17 protein-coding genes are annotated in these 17,164 nt (G+C 72.4%); 6 read left to right on the forward strand and 11 right to left on the reverse strand.

What is annotated here, in order from left to right; all coding sequences use genetic code 11:
* Positions 1-91 precede the first annotated feature (91 nt).
* From OG455_RS40330 to OG455_RS40345, 4 genes are all read right to left on the reverse strand, one after another.
* Complete coding sequence (locus tag OG455_RS40330) at positions 92-1,159, reverse strand: LacI family DNA-binding transcriptional regulator (RefSeq protein WP_266301745.1); 1,068 nt, start codon at positions 1,157-1,159, stop codon at positions 92-94.
* 273 nt (positions 1,160-1,432) lie between these two features.
* The gene (locus OG455_RS40335; RefSeq protein WP_266301746.1) at positions 1,433-1,972 is read right to left on the reverse strand and encodes a PadR family transcriptional regulator; all 540 of its coding nucleotides are present in this window, start codon (positions 1,970-1,972) and stop codon (positions 1,433-1,435) included.
* Between the two features lie 291 nt (positions 1,973-2,263).
* Positions 2,264-4,285, reverse strand: a complete 2,022-nt coding sequence (locus OG455_RS40340; protein ID WP_266301747.1) for an NADPH-dependent 2,4-dienoyl-CoA reductase — start codon at positions 4,283-4,285, stop codon at positions 2,264-2,266.
* 184 nt (positions 4,286-4,469) lie between these two features.
* Positions 4,470-4,880, reverse strand: coding sequence for a helix-turn-helix domain-containing protein (locus tag OG455_RS40345; protein ID WP_266301748.1), 411 nt, complete (start codon positions 4,878-4,880; stop codon positions 4,470-4,472).
* A gap of 157 nt (positions 4,881-5,037) precedes the next feature.
* On the opposite strand from OG455_RS40345, the gene OG455_RS40350 reads away from it, so the two are divergent.
* Complete coding sequence (locus OG455_RS40350; RefSeq protein ID WP_266301750.1) at positions 5,038-5,628, forward strand: flavodoxin family protein; 591 nt, start codon at positions 5,038-5,040, stop codon at positions 5,626-5,628.
* 422 nt (positions 5,629-6,050) lie between these two features.
* On the forward strand, positions 6,051-6,569 hold the full coding sequence (locus OG455_RS40355; RefSeq protein ID WP_266301751.1) for a hypothetical protein: 519 nt from the start codon (positions 6,051-6,053) through the stop codon (positions 6,567-6,569).
* A gap of 148 nt (positions 6,570-6,717) precedes the next feature.
* On the opposite strand, the gene OG455_RS40360 is transcribed toward OG455_RS40355, so the two are convergent.
* Positions 6,718-7,056 carry a hypothetical protein gene (locus OG455_RS40360; protein WP_266301752.1) on the reverse strand — a complete coding sequence of 113 codons (339 nt, stop codon included), beginning with the start codon at positions 7,054-7,056 and terminating at the stop codon, positions 6,718-6,720.
* Between the two features lie 116 nt (positions 7,057-7,172).
* Positions 7,173-7,445 (reverse strand): hypothetical protein, encoded by a 273-nt coding sequence (locus OG455_RS40365; RefSeq protein WP_266301753.1) that lies wholly within the window; start codon positions 7,443-7,445, stop codon positions 7,173-7,175.
* 232 nt (positions 7,446-7,677) lie between these two features.
* Here OG455_RS40365 and OG455_RS40370 point away from each other — a divergent pair, with 232 nt between their 5' ends.
* Entirely contained in the window at positions 7,678-8,610 is a 933-nt protein-coding gene (locus OG455_RS40370; RefSeq protein ID WP_266301853.1) for an alpha/beta hydrolase, read from the forward strand.
* 64 nt (positions 8,611-8,674) lie between these two features.
* Here OG455_RS40370 and OG455_RS40375 read toward each other — a convergent pair whose 3' ends face one another.
* On the reverse strand, positions 8,675-9,175 hold the full coding sequence (locus tag OG455_RS40375; RefSeq protein ID WP_266301754.1) for a MarR family winged helix-turn-helix transcriptional regulator: 501 nt from the start codon (positions 9,173-9,175) through the stop codon (positions 8,675-8,677).
* Positions 9,176-9,215: 40 nt separating this feature from the next.
* Between OG455_RS40375 and OG455_RS40380 the strand changes: the two genes are divergently transcribed.
* The 3 genes from OG455_RS40380 (at position 9,216) to OG455_RS40390 (ending at position 11,399) form a co-directional block, all read left to right on the forward strand.
* Positions 9,216-10,136 carry an alpha/beta hydrolase gene (locus OG455_RS40380; protein WP_266301755.1) on the forward strand — a complete coding sequence of 307 codons (921 nt, stop codon included), beginning with the start codon at positions 9,216-9,218 and terminating at the stop codon, positions 10,134-10,136.
* A 33-nt stretch (positions 10,137-10,169) separates the two neighbouring features.
* Positions 10,170-10,565, forward strand: a complete 396-nt coding sequence (locus OG455_RS40385; RefSeq protein ID WP_266301756.1) for a hypothetical protein — start codon at positions 10,170-10,172, stop codon at positions 10,563-10,565.
* A gap of 111 nt (positions 10,566-10,676) precedes the next feature.
* Positions 10,677-11,399 carry a GntR family transcriptional regulator gene (locus OG455_RS40390; protein ID WP_266301757.1) on the forward strand — a complete coding sequence of 241 codons (723 nt, stop codon included), beginning with the start codon at positions 10,677-10,679 and terminating at the stop codon, positions 11,397-11,399.
* A gap of 29 nt (positions 11,400-11,428) precedes the next feature.
* Here the strand turns inward: OG455_RS40390 and OG455_RS40395 are convergent, their stop codons facing one another.
* From OG455_RS40395 to OG455_RS40410, 4 genes are all read right to left on the reverse strand, one after another.
* Positions 11,429-13,519 carry a serine/threonine-protein kinase gene (locus OG455_RS40395; protein WP_266301758.1) on the reverse strand — a complete coding sequence of 697 codons (2,091 nt, stop codon included), beginning with the start codon at positions 13,517-13,519 and terminating at the stop codon, positions 11,429-11,431.
* Between the two features lie 229 nt (positions 13,520-13,748).
* Positions 13,749-14,828: a Zn-dependent alcohol dehydrogenase gene (locus tag OG455_RS40400; protein WP_266301759.1), complete on the reverse strand. Its 1,080-nt coding sequence runs from the start codon at positions 14,826-14,828 to the stop codon at positions 13,749-13,751.
* A gap of 56 nt (positions 14,829-14,884) precedes the next feature.
* Positions 14,885-16,303, reverse strand: coding sequence for an aldehyde dehydrogenase family protein (locus OG455_RS40405; RefSeq protein WP_266301760.1), 1,419 nt, complete (start codon positions 16,301-16,303; stop codon positions 14,885-14,887).
* 92 nt (positions 16,304-16,395) lie between these two features.
* The gene (locus OG455_RS40410; RefSeq protein ID WP_266301761.1) at positions 16,396-17,163 is read right to left on the reverse strand and encodes a 3-oxoacyl-ACP reductase; all 768 of its coding nucleotides are present in this window, start codon (positions 17,161-17,163) and stop codon (positions 16,396-16,398) included.
* Position 17,164: the final 1 nt, after the last annotated feature.

A 17,164-nucleotide genomic window follows, 5' to 3' on the forward strand; every position in this document is an offset into this window, starting at 1 on the left:
GCCGGATGGCGAGATGGCGGGGCGGGAGTGGCGAACGGCAGGGCGGGAGCGGCGAACGGCAGGGCGGCGAACAGCGGGGCGGCGAACGGCTTCAGGTGGAGTCGCGGACCACCAGTTCGGTGCCGAGGACCAGTTGCCGCCGGGGCCGGCCCGGGTCGGCTATCTCGTCCAGCAGCAGGCGCACCATCGTGCGGCCCAGCTCAGCGATCGGCTGGCGCACGCTGGTCAGCGCCGGCTCGGTGTGCCGGGCCACGATCGAGTCGTCGAAGCCGACCAGCGCGACATCCTCGGGTACCCGGCGGCCGGCCGCGCGCAGCGCCCGCAGGGCGCCGGCGGCCAGCACGTCGGAGGCGCAGAAGACCGCGTCCAGGTCGGGCACCCGCGCCAGCAGCTCACGCATCGCCGCCCGGCCGCCCTCCTCGGTGAAGTCGGCCAGGGCCACCAGCTCCTCCCGGTGCGCCCACCCGGCCTCGGTCAGCGCGTCGCGGTAGCCGGCCAGTCGCGCCTCGGCCACCTCCATGTCCAGCGGTCCGGTGATGGTGGCGATCCGCTGCCGGCCGCGGGCCAGCAGGTGCCGCACCGCCGCCCGCGCGCCGCCCGCGTTGTCGGCGGCGACGTAGCCGAGCGTCTCATGGTCACCGCGCCGCCCAGCCAGCACCGCGGGGATCCGCAGCTCCTCCAACGCGGTCGGCAGCGGGTCCTCGCGGTGCACCGCGACCAGCAGCACGCCGTCCACCCGCTGGGCCCGCAGGTAGGTCGAGAGCCGCTCGCGCTCGCGCTCGTTGCGGACCAGCACGAGCAGCAACTGCAGCTCCGTCTCGGCCAGTTCGGCGCAGACACCACTGATGATGTCAGCGAAGTACGGCTCCGAGAAGAGCCGGGTCTCGGCCTCGGGAACCACCAGCGCGATGGAGTCCGTCCGCGAGGTGACCAGGGTGCGGGCGGCCCGGTTGGGCACGTAGCCGAGCTCGGCCACCGCCTGCTCGACGGCCGCCCTGGTCTGCTCGCTGACCCGGGGCGAGCCGTTGATCACCCGGGAGACGGTGCCCCGGCCAACACCCGCCAACACGGCCACCTCCTCCAGGGTCGGCCGGCGCACGCCGCGCCCCTCAGCCGCGACGGTGGGTGGCCCGGTGGGATGTTGGGCGGTGGGGCTCATCGATCACCTCGTGCGACGGTCGCGGGCCTGGGCAGGACTAGCAGGACTGGCAGGGCCAGGGCCGGACGGGCCAGGCCGGGGGACATTGTGGCAGGCCAACCTGACAGCTGGCCGAGCGTCACCCCGGCAGCGCTGCGGCGGCCACGCGCCGGAGCCGGATCGACCCGCCGGGCCGTTCCACCGGGCCGTTCCACCGAGCCGACCTGCCGGGCGGTTCCACCGAGCCGACCTGCCGGGCCGATCCGCAGAGCCGGCCCGAGTGGCCCGTGACCGTCAGGGCCGTGCGCCGTCCGGTAGTTCGGCCAGTGCCTCGGTGAGCCACTGGATCCAGAACGTCTCCAGCCCGATCCCGGCCCGCAGCACCAGGTGCTGCAAGCGGTCCGCCCCGGCCATCCGCTCAGGCGGGAAATCCTTGCGCTCGATCGCCTGGTACTGCGCCAACTGCTCCTGGTGCAGGATGAGATGACGCTCCATCTCGGCCCGCAGGCCGGGAGCTCCGACCACTGCGGCCGCCCGCACCCGCAGCAGCAGCGGCTCCCGGGCGGCCTTCGGGTCCTGGCTCTCGCCCACCCAGTCGACCAGCGCCGCCCGGCCGGGCGCCAGCACCTCGTACTCCTTGCGCTGGCCTCGACTCGGCGGCTGCGGGACGGCCCGGATCAGCCCCGCCTGCTCCAGCTTGCCCAGCTCGCGGTAGATCTGCTGGTGCGTGGCGGACCAGAAGAAGCCGATCGACTTGTCGAAACGCCGCGTCAACTCCAGCCCGGAGGAGGGCTTCTCCAGCAGGGCGGTGAGGATGGCGTGCGGCAGCGACATGGCGGGACCGGTCTCCTGGAGGGCGCGCGGGTACTGCTTGGCATCCTAGGCGAGCCGGGCCCGACGTCCGGGTGGCCGACCGAACCGGCGGACCGGGCCGCTCGGCCACCCGGACGTCGGAGTTGGACGGCGGACTCAGACGCCGGACTCAGACGCCGGAACCAGACAACCGTTCCAGACAACCGTTCCAGGCAGTCGTCTCAGACCTTTGTCTCAGACCGTCGATTCAGACAGCTGAATGAGACAACGGTCTGAGACAGTGCCCTGAGACGACGGTCTGAGACCGCTGACTCAGAGCGCGGCGGCCAGGCGGGTGCCCTGGTCGATGGCGCGCTTGGCGTCCAACTCGGCCGCCACGTCCGCGCCACCGATGAGGTGCGGCTCGATGCCGTGCTCGCGCAGGCTCTCGACCAGCTCCCGGCGCGGCTCCTGGCCGGCGCAGAGCACCACGGTGTCCACCGGGAGCAGCTGCGGCTCGCCGTCCACCGTCACGTGGAGCCCGGCGTCGTCGATCAGCTGGTAGCCGACGCCCGCGACCATGGTGACGCCACGGTGCTTGAGCTCGGTGCGGTGGATCCAGCCGGTGGTCTTGCCGAGGCCCGCGCCGACCTTGGTGCTCTTGCGCTGGAGCAGGTGCACCGAGCGCTTGGTCTCCGGACGGACCGGTCGGCGCAGGCCGCCGGGGCCGGTGTGCTCGCTGTCCACGCCCCACTGCTCGAAGAACGTGTCGGCGTCCTGGGAGGCCGACGTGCCAGGGTCGGTGAGGAATTCCGCGACGTCGAAGCCGATGCCGCCGGCACCGACGATCGCCACCCGGTCGCCGACCGGCGCCCCGTCGCGCAGCACGTCCAGGTAGCTGAGGACGCTCGGGTGGTCGGCGCCCTCGATCCCGGGGTCGCGCGGGGTCACGCCGGTGGCCAGCACGACCTCGTCGAAGCCCTCCGCCGCCAGGCCCTCGGCGGTGACCCAGCTGCCCAGCCGCAGGTCCACCTGGTGCCGCGCCAACTGGTGGCGGTAGTAGCGCAGGGTCTCGTTGAACTCCTCCTTGCCCGGGATCCGGCGGGCGACGTTGAGCTGGCCGCCGACCTCCTCGGCGGCGTCGAAGAGCGTGACGGCGTGGCCGCGTTCGGCCGCCGTGACGGCGAAGGCGAGGCCGGCGGGACCGGCGCCGACCACGCCGATCCGCTTGCGCAGCCGGGTCGGGGCGAGCACCAGCTCGGTCTCGTGGCAGGCACGCGGGTTCACCAGGCAGGAGGTGATCTTCATGCTGAAGGTGTGGTCCAGGCACGCCTGGTTACAGCCGATGCAGGTGTTGACCGCCTCGGGGGTGCCGGCCGCCGCCTTGGTGACGAAGTCGGGGTCGGCGAGCAGCGGGCGGGCCATCGAGATCAGGTCCGCGTAGCCGTCGGCGAGCAGTTGCTCGGCCAGCTCGGGCGTGTTGATCCGGTTCGTGGTGACCAGCGGGATCCCCACCGAGCCCATCACCTTCTTGGTGAAGCGGGCGAAGGCACCGCGCGGGACCGAGGTGGCGATGGTGGGGATCCGGGCCTCGTGCCAGCCGATGCCGGTGTTGATGATGGTGGCGCCGGCCGCCTCGACGGCCTGGGCCAACTCGATCACCTCGGGCAGGGTGGAACCGCCGGGGATCAGATCGAGCATCGAGAGGCGGTAGATCAGGATGAAGTCCGCACCCACCCGCTCGCGCACCCGGCGCACGATCTCCACCGGGAACCGCATCCGGTTCTGGTAGCTGCCGCCCCAGGCGTCCTCGCGCTGGTTGGTCGGCGCCGCGATGAACTCGTTGATCAGGTAGCCCTCGGAGCCCATGATCTCGACGCCGTCGTAGCCGGCCTGCCGGGCGAGTTCGGCGGCCCGGGCGAAGTCCTCGATGGTCTGCTCGATCTGCGCCTCGGTGAGGGCGTGCGGCACGAACGGGCTGATCGGCGCCTGGATCGCGCTCGGCGCCACCAGGTCCTCGTGGTAGGCGTAGCGGCCGAAGTGCAGGATCTGCATGGCGATCTTGCCACCGGCGGCGTGCACGGCCTCGGTGATGACCCGGTGCTCGGCCGCCTCCTCGGCGGTGGTGAGCTTGGCGCCGCCGCCCCACGGCCGGCCGGCCTCGTTCGGCGCGATGCCGCCGGTGACGATCAGGCCGACGCCGCCGCGGGCCCGGGTGGCGTAGAACTCGGCCATCCGCGCGAAGCCGTCGGGCGCCTCCTCCAGGCCCACGTGCATCGAGCCCATCAGGACCCGGTTGGGCAGGGTGGTGAAGCCCAGGTCGAGCGGGCGCAGCAGGTGGGGGTAGGCAGTCATCCGGACTCTCCTCGCGCGGGTGTTGTTACCCAACGGTAGGGGTGAGGCCGGACTCTATGCAACTAGTTTCAAAAGAACGAGGACGCAGAGCGCCCGACACAGGAGCCCGCGAGCGCGGGACGGCGAGACGGCGGGACAGCGGGACAGCGGGACGGCGGGACGGCGGTACTGCGTGGAGTCGCAGTCAGGAGTGCGTCCGGTCGTAGCCCCGCTGGGCCACCTCGATCTCCGGCATCCGCGCCTCGACCAGGGAGATCAGCTCGTACAGCCGCTCGGCGACCTCGTGCCCCAGCTCGGTGAGGCGGTAGTCGACCCGGGGCGGGTTGGTCAGCTGTGCCTCGCGGTGCACCAACCCGTCGCGCTCCAGCGCCTGCAGGGTCTGCGACAGCATCTTCTCGCTCACCCCGTCGACGCGTCGGCGCAGCTCGTTGAAGCGGAAGCTGCCGTCCCGCAGGGCCGCGAGGGTCAGGCTGCCCCAGGCGTGGGTGATGTCCTTCAGCACGTGCCGGGAGGGACAGGCGCGCCCGAACACGCTGAAGCACAGCCCCTCCGCCTCACGGCCGACCGCGGCCTCGACGGTGCTCTCAGTCGTCATGGCAGCCAAGTGTACGCGCGGGTAGCGCTAACCATGGGGTTGCACTGTCAAAACGAAAGTGCTTTCCTTTCACCAGCGCTTACCAATCGGCACCTGCTGATCCGCAGCCGTAAGAATCCGCACCGACTTACTCGGTCGAACGCCCCAGGAGCACCCTGTGACCAGCCCCGTCATCTCCATCGCCGTCCACTCCGGCTTCGGCCACACCGCCGTCATCGCCGAAGCCGTGCGCACCGGCGCCCTGGAGGCCGGCGCCACCGTCCACCTGATCAAGGTCGACGAGATCACCGAGGCCCAGTGGGAGCTGCTGGACGCGTCGGACGCGATCGTCTTCGGCTCGCCGACCTACATGGGCGGCGCTTCGGGCGCCTTCCACACCTTCGCCGAGGCCAGCGCGAAGCGCTGGTTCGCCTCGGCCTGGAAGGACAAGCTGGCGGCCGGCTTCAGCAACTCCGGTTCGAAGAGCGGCGACAAGCTCGCCACCCTGCAGTTCCTCAGCAACTTCGCCGCCCAGCACGGCATGACCTGGATCAGCCTGGGCCTGCACCCGGGTTGGAACCTCAGCACCGCTTCCGAGAACGACCTCAACCGCCTGGGCTTCTTCCTCGGCGCGGGCGCCCAGTCCAACAACGACCAGGGCACCGAGGGTGTGCACAAGGCGGACATCGCCACCGCGGAGCACCTGGGCCGCCGGGTGGCCGAGCAGACATCGGTCTTCCTGGCGGGCAAGGCGAGCCTGGCCGCCTGAAACCGGACGCCATCGACGCACTGACGCGCCGACGGTCAACTCCCCGGCGGGAGCGGACCGCCGGCGCGTTGGCGCGTTGGCGCGTCTGGGTGCCCGTGCCCGTTCAGGGCGCGTGCGCCAGGCGGCGGCGCCCGAGAAGCCGCGCTCCAGCAGGGCGAAGGCCTCGTGCAGCGCGCGCCGCGGCGGGCCGACCCGCCAACCGGACGCGTAGCAGCACGAAGTGGGAACTCATCGCGCCCTTGGAGCCCTTGCACCGGCTGACGGACCGCCCGGCGTACCGTCCGGCGGTCAGCACGTGCTCGCGCAGCCGCACCTGATCAGTCAGCTCTCGACAGGACCTGGTGGACGGTTCGCCGGACACGGTCGAGGACCCGGCCGCTACTCTGTCGGAATCCGGTAGGCCGATGGGGGATGGGTGATCCGTGCGGAACTTCAGATCAGGCACCGGACGGCTCGTCGGTGTGCTGGGAGTGACCGCTCTGGCCATCGCGACGCTCGCCGGCTGTGGTTCCAACGGGCCCACAGGATCAGCCGACCAGGTCAAGGCGAAGATCACCGCAGACGTCACTCAGGTGACACAAGAGCTTCGGTCGCGCCCCCCGTATTCCGACGGCGAGATCACCGCGAGCACCACTGGCCCGGCGGCTCCGTCCTGCACCAACAAAAAGAGAAGCAGCGCGTATTCGCTGTCCTGGACGTTCACATCGGACGCCTACGCCGTATCCGACATCTACAACGACTTCGCCCATCGCGGCTCGGGATTCCTGGACAGTCTGGGCTACCACTGGGCCGCGGAGAGCGGCGCCATGTCGCCCACGTTCGAAGGCAACGCCAACAACAGGAAGTTCGGCCTTCACGCCGTGCTCAGGATGACCGCCGACGGCTCCGGCGTGGGGGCCAAGGTCCACGTCGAGGTCTCCGCCACCGCCGACTGCCGGTAGCGGACGCCTCCGCGGGCAACCAGCCGGACGCTCGAGATCAAGCTGAGCTGAGGCAGAACACCTGACCTGATCAGTCACGATCGCCTCTTGTCGCGCGAGTTGTCGGCTCAGCGTCACCAACTCAGCACGGGTTGCTCAGCATGGCTGATCAGCACGGGCGCCCGAGGTCCTTGGTGAAGCCGCGAGTTCGGCTGTACTGCTGGAAGCCGAGGGACTCGTAGACGAGCTTGGGGACCGGGTATCCGGCATCGCCACGCGGACAGACCGTGGCCAGCCTGCCGCCCGCGGCCGCGAAGGCGTGCAGCACCGCGATGCCGGTGGCCCGCGACAGGCCGAGCCGGCGGAAGTCGGGTGCGGTGCCGACGGGTTCGAACAGGCCGATGCCGCTGGGCCCGTCGTACCAGCCCTGGCAGTAGGCGGCCGCCTTGCCCTGCGGGGAGAACGCCGTCAGGTCGAACTCGGCTCGGTAGGGCCAGAGTTCCCGCATCGCCAGGTGCCGCTCCGCGGTGCTCCGCTGAGCCGGGGCGCCGCCTCCGCCTCGGCGGGATCGGCGGGATCGGCGGGATCAGCGGGATCGGCGGTCCGAGTGGCGGTGGCGGCCCGCTATGCCCAGGCCAGGACCTCGTCGGCGAGGTCCGGATGGGCTGGGTCCACCTGCATGGTCAGCTCGTCCGGCGACTCCAGCCACCCCCAGGCAGCGGTGACCTCGCCGACGGTCCAGAGCGCGGTCAGGCGGGTGTCGGGCGCGGACTCGGCGCAGGCGGCAGCCCACGCGAGGTCACCGGAGTGCCGCCCGCCGGCCTCCGGGAAAACGCGACTCGCGAGGCTCTGCATCGCACGCAGCGCCACCGGCCCCTGGTATTCGTATCGCCGCACAGTCGGTGACTGTGCCCGGTCCGGGAGCGGACGACAACCGAAATTCGCCGCACCGGCCCGCGAGGCCCGGTCGGGCTGGCAAGCTGTCCCGGTCGGGACGCCGCCGGGCGGCCCGTGAGCGAGGGGGAGGTCCGCAGTGGGTGGTGGAGGTAAGCCGTGGGAGCACGGCCCTGCCGCAGCGGCTCCGCCCGCGCCTCCCGTCGACCCGGAGCTGGCCACCGTGCTGGCGGCCATGGGCACGGCGGCACGGGAGCCCGTCACCCCGGAGGGTCTCGCGGCCAGGCAGCAGCGGGATGCCACGGCCCGGCCCAGGCCGACCCTCCACGAACTGCGCGCCGACGGCCGGTTCGAGGTGGCGGAGTTGCGTGCGCCGGGCGGTCGGGGCGGGCCGGAGGTCACCCTCGTCAGCGCACGGCCCGCCGGGACGGCCGGACCGCTGCCGCTCCTGTACTACCTGCACGGCGGCGGGCTGATCATGGGCAACGCCTGGTCCGTGCTGCCACGGGTGCTCAGCGACTGGGCCCTCCCGCTGGGGCTCGCCGTCATCTCCGTCGAGTACCGGCTGGCGCCGCGGGCGCGGTACCTCGACCCCGTGGAGGACTGCTACGCCGGGCTCGCCTGGGCCGCCGGCCACGCGGCCGAACTGGGTCTCGACGCGGATCGGATCATCCTCGGCGGGAAGAGCGCGGGTGCCGGACTCGCCGCGGGGCTCGCCCTGTTGACCCGCGACCGAGGCGGGCCGGTGCCGATCGGCCAGTTGCTGCTGAGCCCGATGCTCGACGACCGCAACGACACCTTCTCCAGCCACCAGATGGCCGGCCACGACACCTGGGACCGGGCCTCCAACACCACCGCTTGGCAGGCGCTGCTGGGCGACCGGTACGGCACCGCCGACCTGTCGCCCTACGCGGCCGCCGCCCGCGCCACGGACCTGTCCCGGCTCCCCCCGGCCTACATCGAGGTCGGGTCGGCCGAGACCTTCCGGGACGAGGCCGTCGGCTACGCCGATGCGATCTGGCGGGCCGGCGGCGAGGCCGAACTGCACGTCTGGCCAGGCGCGTTCCACGGCTTCGACACCCTCGCACCGCAGGCCACCCTGAGCCAGGAGGCCGGCGAGGCCCGCTCCCGCTGGCTGCGGCGGATCACCGGACGGACCGGACGCTGAGTCTGCGGCGACAGCGACAGCGACTCGACGGGACACCGCCACCCCGCCACCCCACCACCGCTGTTCAGCCCGTCGGCAGGCCGATCCCGTCACGTTCCAGCACGGCGCGGAGCCGCGCGAAGGTCTGCGCGACGGCCGGCAGCGGGGACGTCCCGCTCGTCTCCGCGAAGAGTTCGGCGAGCCGCTCCGAGAACGTCCCGGCCGCCGCCTCGACCAGCGCCAGGCCGTCATCGGTCAGGGCGAGCAGTGAGGACCGGCGGTCCGCCGGATTCGGCTGCCGGACGACCCAGCCCAGTTTCTCCAGGCGGTCGACGCCCTTGCTGGTCGCCCCGATCCCGATGGCGAACTCGGCGGCGAGGTCCGCCACCCGGGACCCGGGTTGGTCGCGGAGGTGGCTCAGGAACTCGAACTGCGAGGTGACGATCCCGTGCCGCTCGCGGAGGCGTTCGTTGAGCGCGTTGTAGAGCCGCGTCTCGCAGCGGACGAGGTCGGCGAAGAGGCCCGGCAGGTCGAGCATGCCGTCACTCGCGTCACTCGCCGCGCCATCGCTTGATTTAGATGCCATGGCATATAGTGTACTGGCATTCACTTCGAGAGGGGCAACGATGAGCAGGGAACAACGCGCCGAGGTCGATGCCATGCTCCGGCAGCCCAGGCCCGAGGGCCCTCGCACGGTCGAGGCGATCCGCGCCGGTTTCCGGGCACTGATGGCGCAGATGATCGTCCCGGACGGGATCCGCACCGAGGAGACGGCGCTCGGCGGCCGGCCCGCGCTGCTCGTCGAACCGGTCGACGGCCCGCAGCCCGGCACGATCCTCTACTTCCACGGCGGCGCCTACGTCTTCGGCTCGCCCGCGACCGCACTGTCGCTGACCGGGAACCTGGTGGCCAGGACCGGCTTCAGGGCGCTCTCCCCGGACTACCGGCTCGCCCCCGAGCACCCGTTCCCGGCCGCGATCGAGGACACGCTGCGCGCCTACCGCGCGCTGCTCGACAGCGGCGAGGATCCGTCGGCCATCGTCTTCGCCGGGGACTCCGCAGGTGGCGGCCTCTCCGTCACGACCTGTCTCGCCGCCCGCGAGGCCGGCCTGCCGCTCCCCGCCGCGATCGTCTGCTTCTCCCCCGGACTCGACGCCACTCGCACCGGCGAGAGCATGGACGCCAAGGCCGGCATCGATCCGATCTTCACCCGCGAATCCCTGGCCCACACCGGCGCGATGTACCTCGGCGGACACGACCCGCACCACCCCATGCTCAGCCCCGCCGTCCTGGCGGACCTCGCCGGCTTCCCCCCGCTGCTCCTCCAGGCGGGCGCCAACGAAGTCCTCCTGGACGACTCCACCCGCCTGGCCGCCCGCGCGAGAGCAGCCGGTGTGAACGTGATCCTCGACGTCACCGCCGACGTGCCGCACGTGTTCCAGTCCTTCGCCGGAGTGCTCGACGAGGCCGACGAGGCCCTGGACCGCGCGGCCCTCTTCCTCACCCAGCACCTCCGCGCCCGGACGGGCGACCACGCCGGCAGGTAACCCGCCTGCTCGTCCGGCGGAAGGAGCGGGCCAGTGATCCAACTGCCAAGGGGGTCATGGTGGGACTGGGACGTCGTCGCCTGGAACCCCGGCCAACTGCGGCTCGGCGCCGGGCACGACCTCACGTACGCCCACGGCCTGGAGTTGGTCTTCAGCGACCCGGTCCTCGTCAGATGCCCATCGGCCTTCCAGGACCCGGTCTTCCGTGAGCCGACACCGAGCGAACTCCAGCTCGTTGAGCGGCAGTTGGGTGAGATGCCCGCCGTGCTGATCGCCTTCGAGGCCGACGCGGGCGGGACGACCCTCGCAAGCGGCCTGGTCGCGGCCGGACGGCTCGACATCGTGCAGGGCACCGTCTTCCGCTACTGGCGCGAGGAGTTGGCCGCCGGCGAGCGGCTGGCCTCCTGGGTGAGACCGCCGGCCACGTGATCGCCCTCAGACGTTTCACTGTGGCGGTAGCCTGGATTGCTTCGCTGCCGAATCGGGCCACCCAGTTCTCCCACTCCGAAAGCACACGTCGCCACCTGCGGAGTTGTCCTCATGCCTGCCGAGAAGACGTTCACCCGCATCACCGACCACTACCGACGGCTGATACTGTCCGGCACCCTCCCCGCGGGCTCGAAGCTGCCCAGCAACAAGGAGCTGGCCGGCACTTGGGGCGTGGCGGTCGAGACGGTGCGGAAGGCGCTCTCCCAGCTCCAGGTCGAGAAGTTGATCCGCACCAGCCCGCGAGGCACCTTCGTGGTGGACGAGACTCCGGCCACCGCGAGTCCGGCCGATCGGCTCGCGGCCGTGCGGAACACCATGCGGACGTCCATGGACGGGGAGACCAGCATCGTGACGGCGGCTCAGCTGGTGGTGCCGCCGGTCTACGTCGCCGATCTGTTCGACCTCGACCACGGTGACCAGATCGTCAGGCGCGAGTATGTCGCTGGACGGAGCAGCGTGCGGACCCTGTTCGCGGTGGACTGGTTCCCCGCACCGTTCGCGGTGCTCGTCCCGGACCTGCTCAGCACCTCGGCCAGCAAGAACGACGGTCTGACGGCGCGGGTGCTCGAAGCCGCGAAGCGGACCATCAGCACCGCCCGCGACGACATGCACGGCCGCGCCGCCGACGCGCGCGAGGCGGCTGCCCTCGGGCTCGCCATCGGCGCGCCCATTCTTGCCGGGGCCACCCGTTGGGGCGACGCGACCGGGGTCATCCAGTACTCCGAGTGGTGCCTGCCGACACGGCTCACCATCGGTTACGAGTACGGGATCTGAGGGCGCCCCCTTCACAACCCCTCCCGGGCTCAGGGGATGCGCCACTCCTGGGAGTCGTTGCCCGGGGTGCAGGTGTTCAGGGTGAGCTGCTTGCCCGCGCCGTTGTCGGTCAGGCAGTCGATGCTGTCGGCGTCCTTGATGTAGACGCCGGAGGGTGCGGAGACCACCGTCCAGTCGTAGGCCCCCACGGAGTGGGCGAGGAGTTGGGCGCCCGAACCGCCGTAGTACACCATGCCGAGCGGACTGTCGTTCAGGTTGCAGGCGTTGAAGGTGCTCCACTGGCTGGTCGCGTGCACCCAGCCGTACGAGGTGTTGCCGCCCATGATCACCGCGCCGCTGCCCGAGGGGTCGCCGTCGGACAGACCGACCTTGAGGCCGTCTCCGACGTTGGTGACGGCGCCCCAGCCCGCGCCGCCGCAGCCCGCGGGCGGGCCGGCGACCGGTGGCGGCGGTGCGGAGCTGGGCTGGGGGTTCGGGGCGGGCGTGGTCGGTTGGGTGACGGGGGCCGGGGCGCCGCCGCCCGTCGTGGGGGCGGAGCCGCTGCCCGAGGTTCCGGTGCCGCCTGCGGCACTGCCGCCGCCGCTGCTGCCACCGCCGGTGCCCGTACCGCCTGCGGCACTGCCGCCGCTGGTGCTGCCGCCGCCGGTGGCACTCCCGCCGCCCTTCCCGCCGCCCTGCGGGGTACCGCCGGACGCCGTGCCGCCGGTGCGGGTGGTGGTGCTGCCGCCCGAGCTGCCACCGCTCCCGCCACCGCTCCCGCCACCGCCGCTGCGCTCCGGCGGAGCCGCCGCGCTGGGCGACGGGGGGCCCGATGAGGCCGCGCTGCTCGCCGAGGCGGACGCCGAGGCCGAGGCGCTCGGCGTCGCGGAGGCCGACGGGGACCCCGAGGCCGTTGCCGAGGCCGAACCCGAGGCCGACGCCGAGCCGACGGCGCCGGTCAGCGGGCTGCCGACGACCGTCACGGTCGGGTGCGGCTCGGGGACGGCCGCGTCCGAACTGAACGGGGTCTGGTCGATGAGCAGGGCCGAGCCCACGGCCACCGTCACGGCGCACGGGATCAGTACGGGCAGCACGAACCGGCGCCTGGTCCAGGGCCGGCGCGGTGCCACGTCGGGACGCGTCTGCGCCGCGTCAGCGGCGACGGCAGCCTCAGCGGCGACAGCAGCCTCAGCGGCGACAGCAGCCTCAGCCGCAACAGCAACGGCAGCCACTGCCTCAGGGACCTCGGCGGCCCTTGCCGCCCCCGCGAGCGCCAGCGGCAGGGTCCGGGAGACCGCCTCCGCGATCGGCACACCCTCGGCCGCGCCGCGCGCCGCGGCGGCCATCACGGCGGCGTCGGCGAACCGGTCCTCGGGCTGCTTGGCGAGCGCGGTGGCCACCAGGTCGCGCACCGGCTCGGTGAAGCTGTCGGGCAGCGCGGGCGCTGGCTCGCGGACGTGCTTCAGCACGATCTCCAGCGCCGTCTCGCCGGTGAACGGCGGCTCGCCGATGAGCATCTCGTAGCAGAGCACGCCGAGCGAGTAGAGGTCGGCGGCCGGGTTGGCGGCGGCCCCTTCGGCGCGCTCGGGGGCGACGTAGAGGGCGGTGCCGAGCACGGCGTGCGAGGAGGTGATCCGGGTGCCGGCCATGGCGCTGGCGATGCCGAAGTCGGTCACCGCGACCCGGCCGTCCTCCCGGAGCATCAGGTTCGACGGCTTGATGTCGCGGTGCACGATGCCCCGCTGGTGGGCGGCGTGCAGCGCGTCCAGCGCCTGGGCCAGGATGCCCAGCGCGCGGTCGGCGGCCAGCGGCGCGCTCTCGGTGAGGACCTGGTCCAGCGGCCGGCCGGTGATCAGCTCCATCACGATGTAGGCGACGGGGCTGCCGGAGTCGCCGTCGCTCTCGCCGTAGTCGTGCACCTCGACGATGCCGGGGTGGTTGATCGAGGCGAGCAGCCGGGCCTCGCGGCGGAAGCGCTCCATGAAGGTGGCGTCGTCCAGCAGCGCCGGGAGCAGGATCTTGACCGCCACCTGGCGCCCCAGCACGCCGTCATCGGCGCGCCAGACCTCGCCCATCGCCCCGCCGCCGAGCCGCTCGACGAGCGTGTAGCGCCCGCCGAGTTCGGTTCCCCGACCCCACATGCCCCGTCCCCCCGTCAGGCCTGGCATGACAGTTCGTCAGCCGACAGCGACAGTGTGCCAGAGCTCTCGCAATGGTCCAAGATGGACTGTGCAAACAGGTTCGACGCGACGGGCTCGGCGCACGGGGTTCAGCGCGAACGGGGACAGCCTCAGAACATCACCGGCCCAGAACACCACCAGCTCAGAACACCACCAGCTCAGAACACCACCGGCTCAGAACACCACCGGCTCAGAACACCACCAGCGAGCGCCCGCCCTGCCCCGCGCGCATCCGCTCGAACGCTGCCGGGATCCCGTCCAGCGTGATCCGGTCGGTGATCAGCGCCTCCAGGTCCAGCCGCCCGGCCCGCACGTGCTCGGCCAGCAGCGGGACGTCCTGGGCCGGGTCGCTGTTGCCGTAGACGCAGGCGCTGAGCGTGCGGGCGAAGTGGAACAGCTCCAACGAGGAGAAGGAGACCAGGTCGTCCTTGCCACCGATGCCGACCACCGTGGTCCGCCCGCCGCGCCGGGTGGTGGACCAGGCGGCCCGGATCGTGCTCCCCCGCCCGACGCACTCGAAGGCCTGGTCCGCGCCGTGACCCTCCGTCAACTTCCGTACCGAGCGAGCGAGCTGATCGTCCGCCAGGAGGAAGTCGGTGGCACCGTGGCGGCGTGCCAGCTCCTCCTTCCGCGGGCTGACGTCCACCGCGATGATCGGGCCCGCGCCGGCGATCCGGGCCGCCTGGAGCACCGCCAGGCCCACGCCACCCAGGCCCAGCACCACCACCGACTCACCCGCCTTGACCCGGGCCGCGTTGTGCACCGCACCGTAGCCGGTCAGCACCGCGCAGCCGAGCAGCGCGGCCGAGGTGAGCGGGACACCGGCCGGCACCGGCAGCAGCGCGCGCTCGGCGACCACGGTCTCCTCGGCGAAGGCGGCCACCCCGAGGCCGGGGTGCACGGGAGTGCCGTCCGCGAGCGTGCCGTAGGCCGTCCCGTAGGCGTCGGCCGCGCGCTCGCAGAGCCACGGCTCGCCGAGCCCGCAGAGGTGGCAGGATCCGCAGGCCGGTGCCCAGTTGAGCACCACCTGGTCGCCGACCCGGACGCTGCTGACTCCCTCCCCGACGGCGGCCACGGTGCCCGCGCCCTCGTGGCCCAGCACCACCGGGGTCGGGGCGCGCAGCACGCCGGTGGCCAGCGACAGGTCGGAGTGGCAGACGCCGGCGGCGGCCAGCTTGACCCGGACCTGGCCGGGGCCGGGCTCGGGCAGCTCGATCTCGGTCAGCTCCAGCGGAGCGCCAACGGCGGTGAGCAGGGCGGCGCGAACCATCGTGTTCCTCTCGGTCGGTCCAGTGCGTGCGGTCGGTACGGAGGGTGGCGGAGGACTCAGAACTGCAGCGACTTGGTCTGCAGGAACTCCGCCAGCCCGTGCCGTCCCAACTCCCGGCCGATCCCGGAGGACTTGTAGCCGCCGAACGGCGCCAGCGGGTTGAACGGCCCGCCGTTGATGTGCACCTGGCCGGTGTCCATCCGGCGGGCGAACGCGACGGCGCTCTCCCGGTCCGCGGCCCAGACGCCGCCCGCCAGGCCGTACTCGGTGCCGTTGGCGATCTCCAGGGCGTGCTCCTCGTCGCGGTAGGCGAGGATCGAGAGCACCGGGCCGAAGATCTCCTCCTGCGCGACCGCCATCGCGGGCGTGACGTCGGCCAGCACGGTGGGGCGCACGTAGTAGCCGGTGGGCAGGTCGTCCGGGGCCTCGGCGCCGCCGGCCACCAGCCGGGCGCCCTGGGCCAGCCCGCTCTCGATGTAGCCGCGCACCCGCTCGCGTTGCCTGGCGCTGACCAGCGGACCCATCCGGGTCTGCGGCTCGGCCGGGTCGCCCGGCTGGTACTTGGCGGCGGCCTTCGCGGCCAGCGCGACAGCCTCCTCGTACTGGTCCTGGTGGACCAGCAGCCGGGTCCAGGCGGTGCAGGTCTGGCCGGAGTTGCTGAAGACGTTGGCCGCGTTGACGTTGACCGCGCGGGCCAGGTCCGCGCCGGGCAGCACCACGTTGGCGGACTTGCCGCCCAGCTCCAGGGCCACCTTCTTGACCCCGCGCCCGGCCACCGCGCCGATCTCCCGGCCCACCGCGGTGGAGCCGGTGAAGGAGACCAGGTCGACCTCCGGGTGGGCGGCCAGCGCCGCGCCGACCACCGCGCCCAGACCGGTGACCAGGTTGAAGACCCCGGCCGGGAAGCCGGCGGCGGCCACGATCTCGGCGAACAGCCGGGCCACCAGCGGGGTGTCCTCGGCGGGCTTGAGCACGACCGTGCAGCCGGCCGCCAGCGCCGGGACCACCTTGGCGACGATCTGGTGCAGCGGGTAGTTCCACGGCGTGATCGCGCCGACCACCCCGGCCGGCTCGGCGAGGACGGTGGAGTTGCCCACCTGCTCCTCGAACTCGTAGCCGGCCAGCAGCTCCAGGTAGGAGGAGGCGACCGCGAGCGGCAGCCCGGCCTGCACGCTGAGCGCGAAACCGATCGGACTGCCCTGCTCGGCGCTGACCGTCTCGGCGATCTCCTGCTGCCGGGCGGCCAGGCCCTCCCGCAGCCGGGTCAGCGGGGCCAGCCGCTCCTCGCGGGTGGTGGCGCCCCAGGCGCGGGCGGCGGCGCGGGCGGCGGCCACGGCGGCGTCGATGTCGGCGCGGGTGCCGGCCGGAACGGTGGCGATCACCCGCTCGGTGGCGGGGTTGACCACCGCCAGCGGCTCGCCGCCCAGGCTCGGCCGCCAAGCGCCGTCGATGTACTGGTCCGCATGCTGCTGCACGGGTGGGTCCTCTCCTGGCCATGGCGCCGGGGCGTTTAACTACCAGTGCTAGTCAACGCCCCGGCGCGATCCCGCGCAAGCATGCCAGGCGGCTACTGCGGGGTGACGTACGCCCCCGAGATGCCGCCGTCCACCAGGAAGGTGTTCGCCGTCATGAACGAGGAGTCGTCGCTGGCCAGGAAGGCCACGGCGGCGGCGATCTCGCTCGGCTCGGCGAACCGGCCCAGCGGGATGTGCACCAGGCGGCGGGCCGCGCGCTCCGGGTCCTTGGCGAAGAGCTCCTGGAGCAGCGGGGTGTTCACCGGCCCGGGGCAGAGCGCGTTCACCCGGATCCCCTCGCGGGCGAACTGCACGCCCAACTCGCGCGACATCGACAGCACGCCGCCCTTTGAGGCGCTGTAGGAGATCTGCGAGGTGGCCGCGCCCATCACCGCGACGAAGGAGGCGGTGTTGATGATCGAGCCCTTGCCCTGGCGCTGCATGTGCGGGATCGCGTACTTGCAGCAGAGGTAGACACTGGTCAGGTTGACGTCCTGGACCCGCTTCCAGGCCTCCAGGCCGGTGGTGAGGATCGAGTCGTCGTCGGGCGGCGAGATGCCGGCGTTGTTGAAGGCGATGTCCAGGCGGCCGTACTCGGCGACCGCCGCCTCGTACATCGCCTTGACGGCCTCCTCGTCGGTCACGTCGGCGCGCACGAAGAGCCCGCCGACCTCCGCGGCGGCGGCCTTGCCGCTGTTCTCGTCCAGGTCGACGCAGACGACCTTGGCTCCCTCGCTCGCCAGGCGGCGGGCGCTGGCCAGACCGATTCCACTACCCGCACCGGTGATCACGGCCACCCGGCCGTCGAGACGGTTGGTCATC

Source organism: Kitasatospora sp. NBC_01287, assembly GCF_026340565.1.
In the GTDB taxonomy this organism is placed as follows: domain Bacteria; phylum Actinomycetota; class Actinomycetes; order Streptomycetales; family Streptomycetaceae; genus Kitasatospora.

What these genes read in the sequence shown, in the direction of transcription:
- OG455_RS40390 (WP_266301757.1), top strand. Translation starts at nt 10,677, where the DNA reads ATGCCTGCCGAGAAGACGTTCACCCGCATCACCGACCACTACCGACGG.
- OG455_RS40340 (WP_266301747.1), bottom strand. Translation starts at nt 4,285, where the DNA reads ATGACTGCCTACCCCCACCTGCTGCGCCCGCTCGACCTGGGCTTCACC.
- OG455_RS40330 (WP_266301745.1), bottom strand. Translation starts at nt 1,159, where the DNA reads ATGAGCCCCACCGCCCAACATCCCACCGGGCCACCCACCGTCGCGGCT.
- OG455_RS40335 (WP_266301746.1), bottom strand. Translation starts at nt 1,972, where the DNA reads ATGTCGCTGCCGCACGCCATCCTCACCGCCCTGCTGGAGAAGCCCTCC.
- OG455_RS40380 (WP_266301755.1), top strand. Translation starts at nt 9,216, where the DNA reads ATGAGCAGGGAACAACGCGCCGAGGTCGATGCCATGCTCCGGCAGCCC.
- OG455_RS40370 (WP_266301853.1), top strand. Translation starts at nt 7,678, where the DNA reads ATGGGCACGGCGGCACGGGAGCCCGTCACCCCGGAGGGTCTCGCGGCC.
- OG455_RS40345 (WP_266301748.1), bottom strand. Translation starts at nt 4,880, where the DNA reads ATGACGACTGAGAGCACCGTCGAGGCCGCGGTCGGCCGTGAGGCGGAG.
- OG455_RS40360 (WP_266301752.1), bottom strand. Translation starts at nt 7,056, where the DNA reads ATGCGGGAACTCTGGCCCTACCGAGCCGAGTTCGACCTGACGGCGTTC.
- OG455_RS40375 (WP_266301754.1), bottom strand. Translation starts at nt 9,175, where the DNA reads ATGGCATCTAAATCAAGCGATGGCGCGGCGAGTGACGCGAGTGACGGC.
- OG455_RS40400 (WP_266301759.1), bottom strand. Translation starts at nt 14,828, where the DNA reads ATGGTTCGCGCCGCCCTGCTCACCGCCGTTGGCGCTCCGCTGGAGCTG.
- OG455_RS40395 (WP_266301758.1), bottom strand. Translation starts at nt 13,519, where the DNA reads ATGTGGGGTCGGGGAACCGAACTCGGCGGGCGCTACACGCTCGTCGAG.
- OG455_RS40410 (WP_266301761.1), bottom strand. Translation starts at nt 17,163, where the DNA reads ATGACCAACCGTCTCGACGGCCGGGTGGCCGTGATCACCGGTGCGGGT.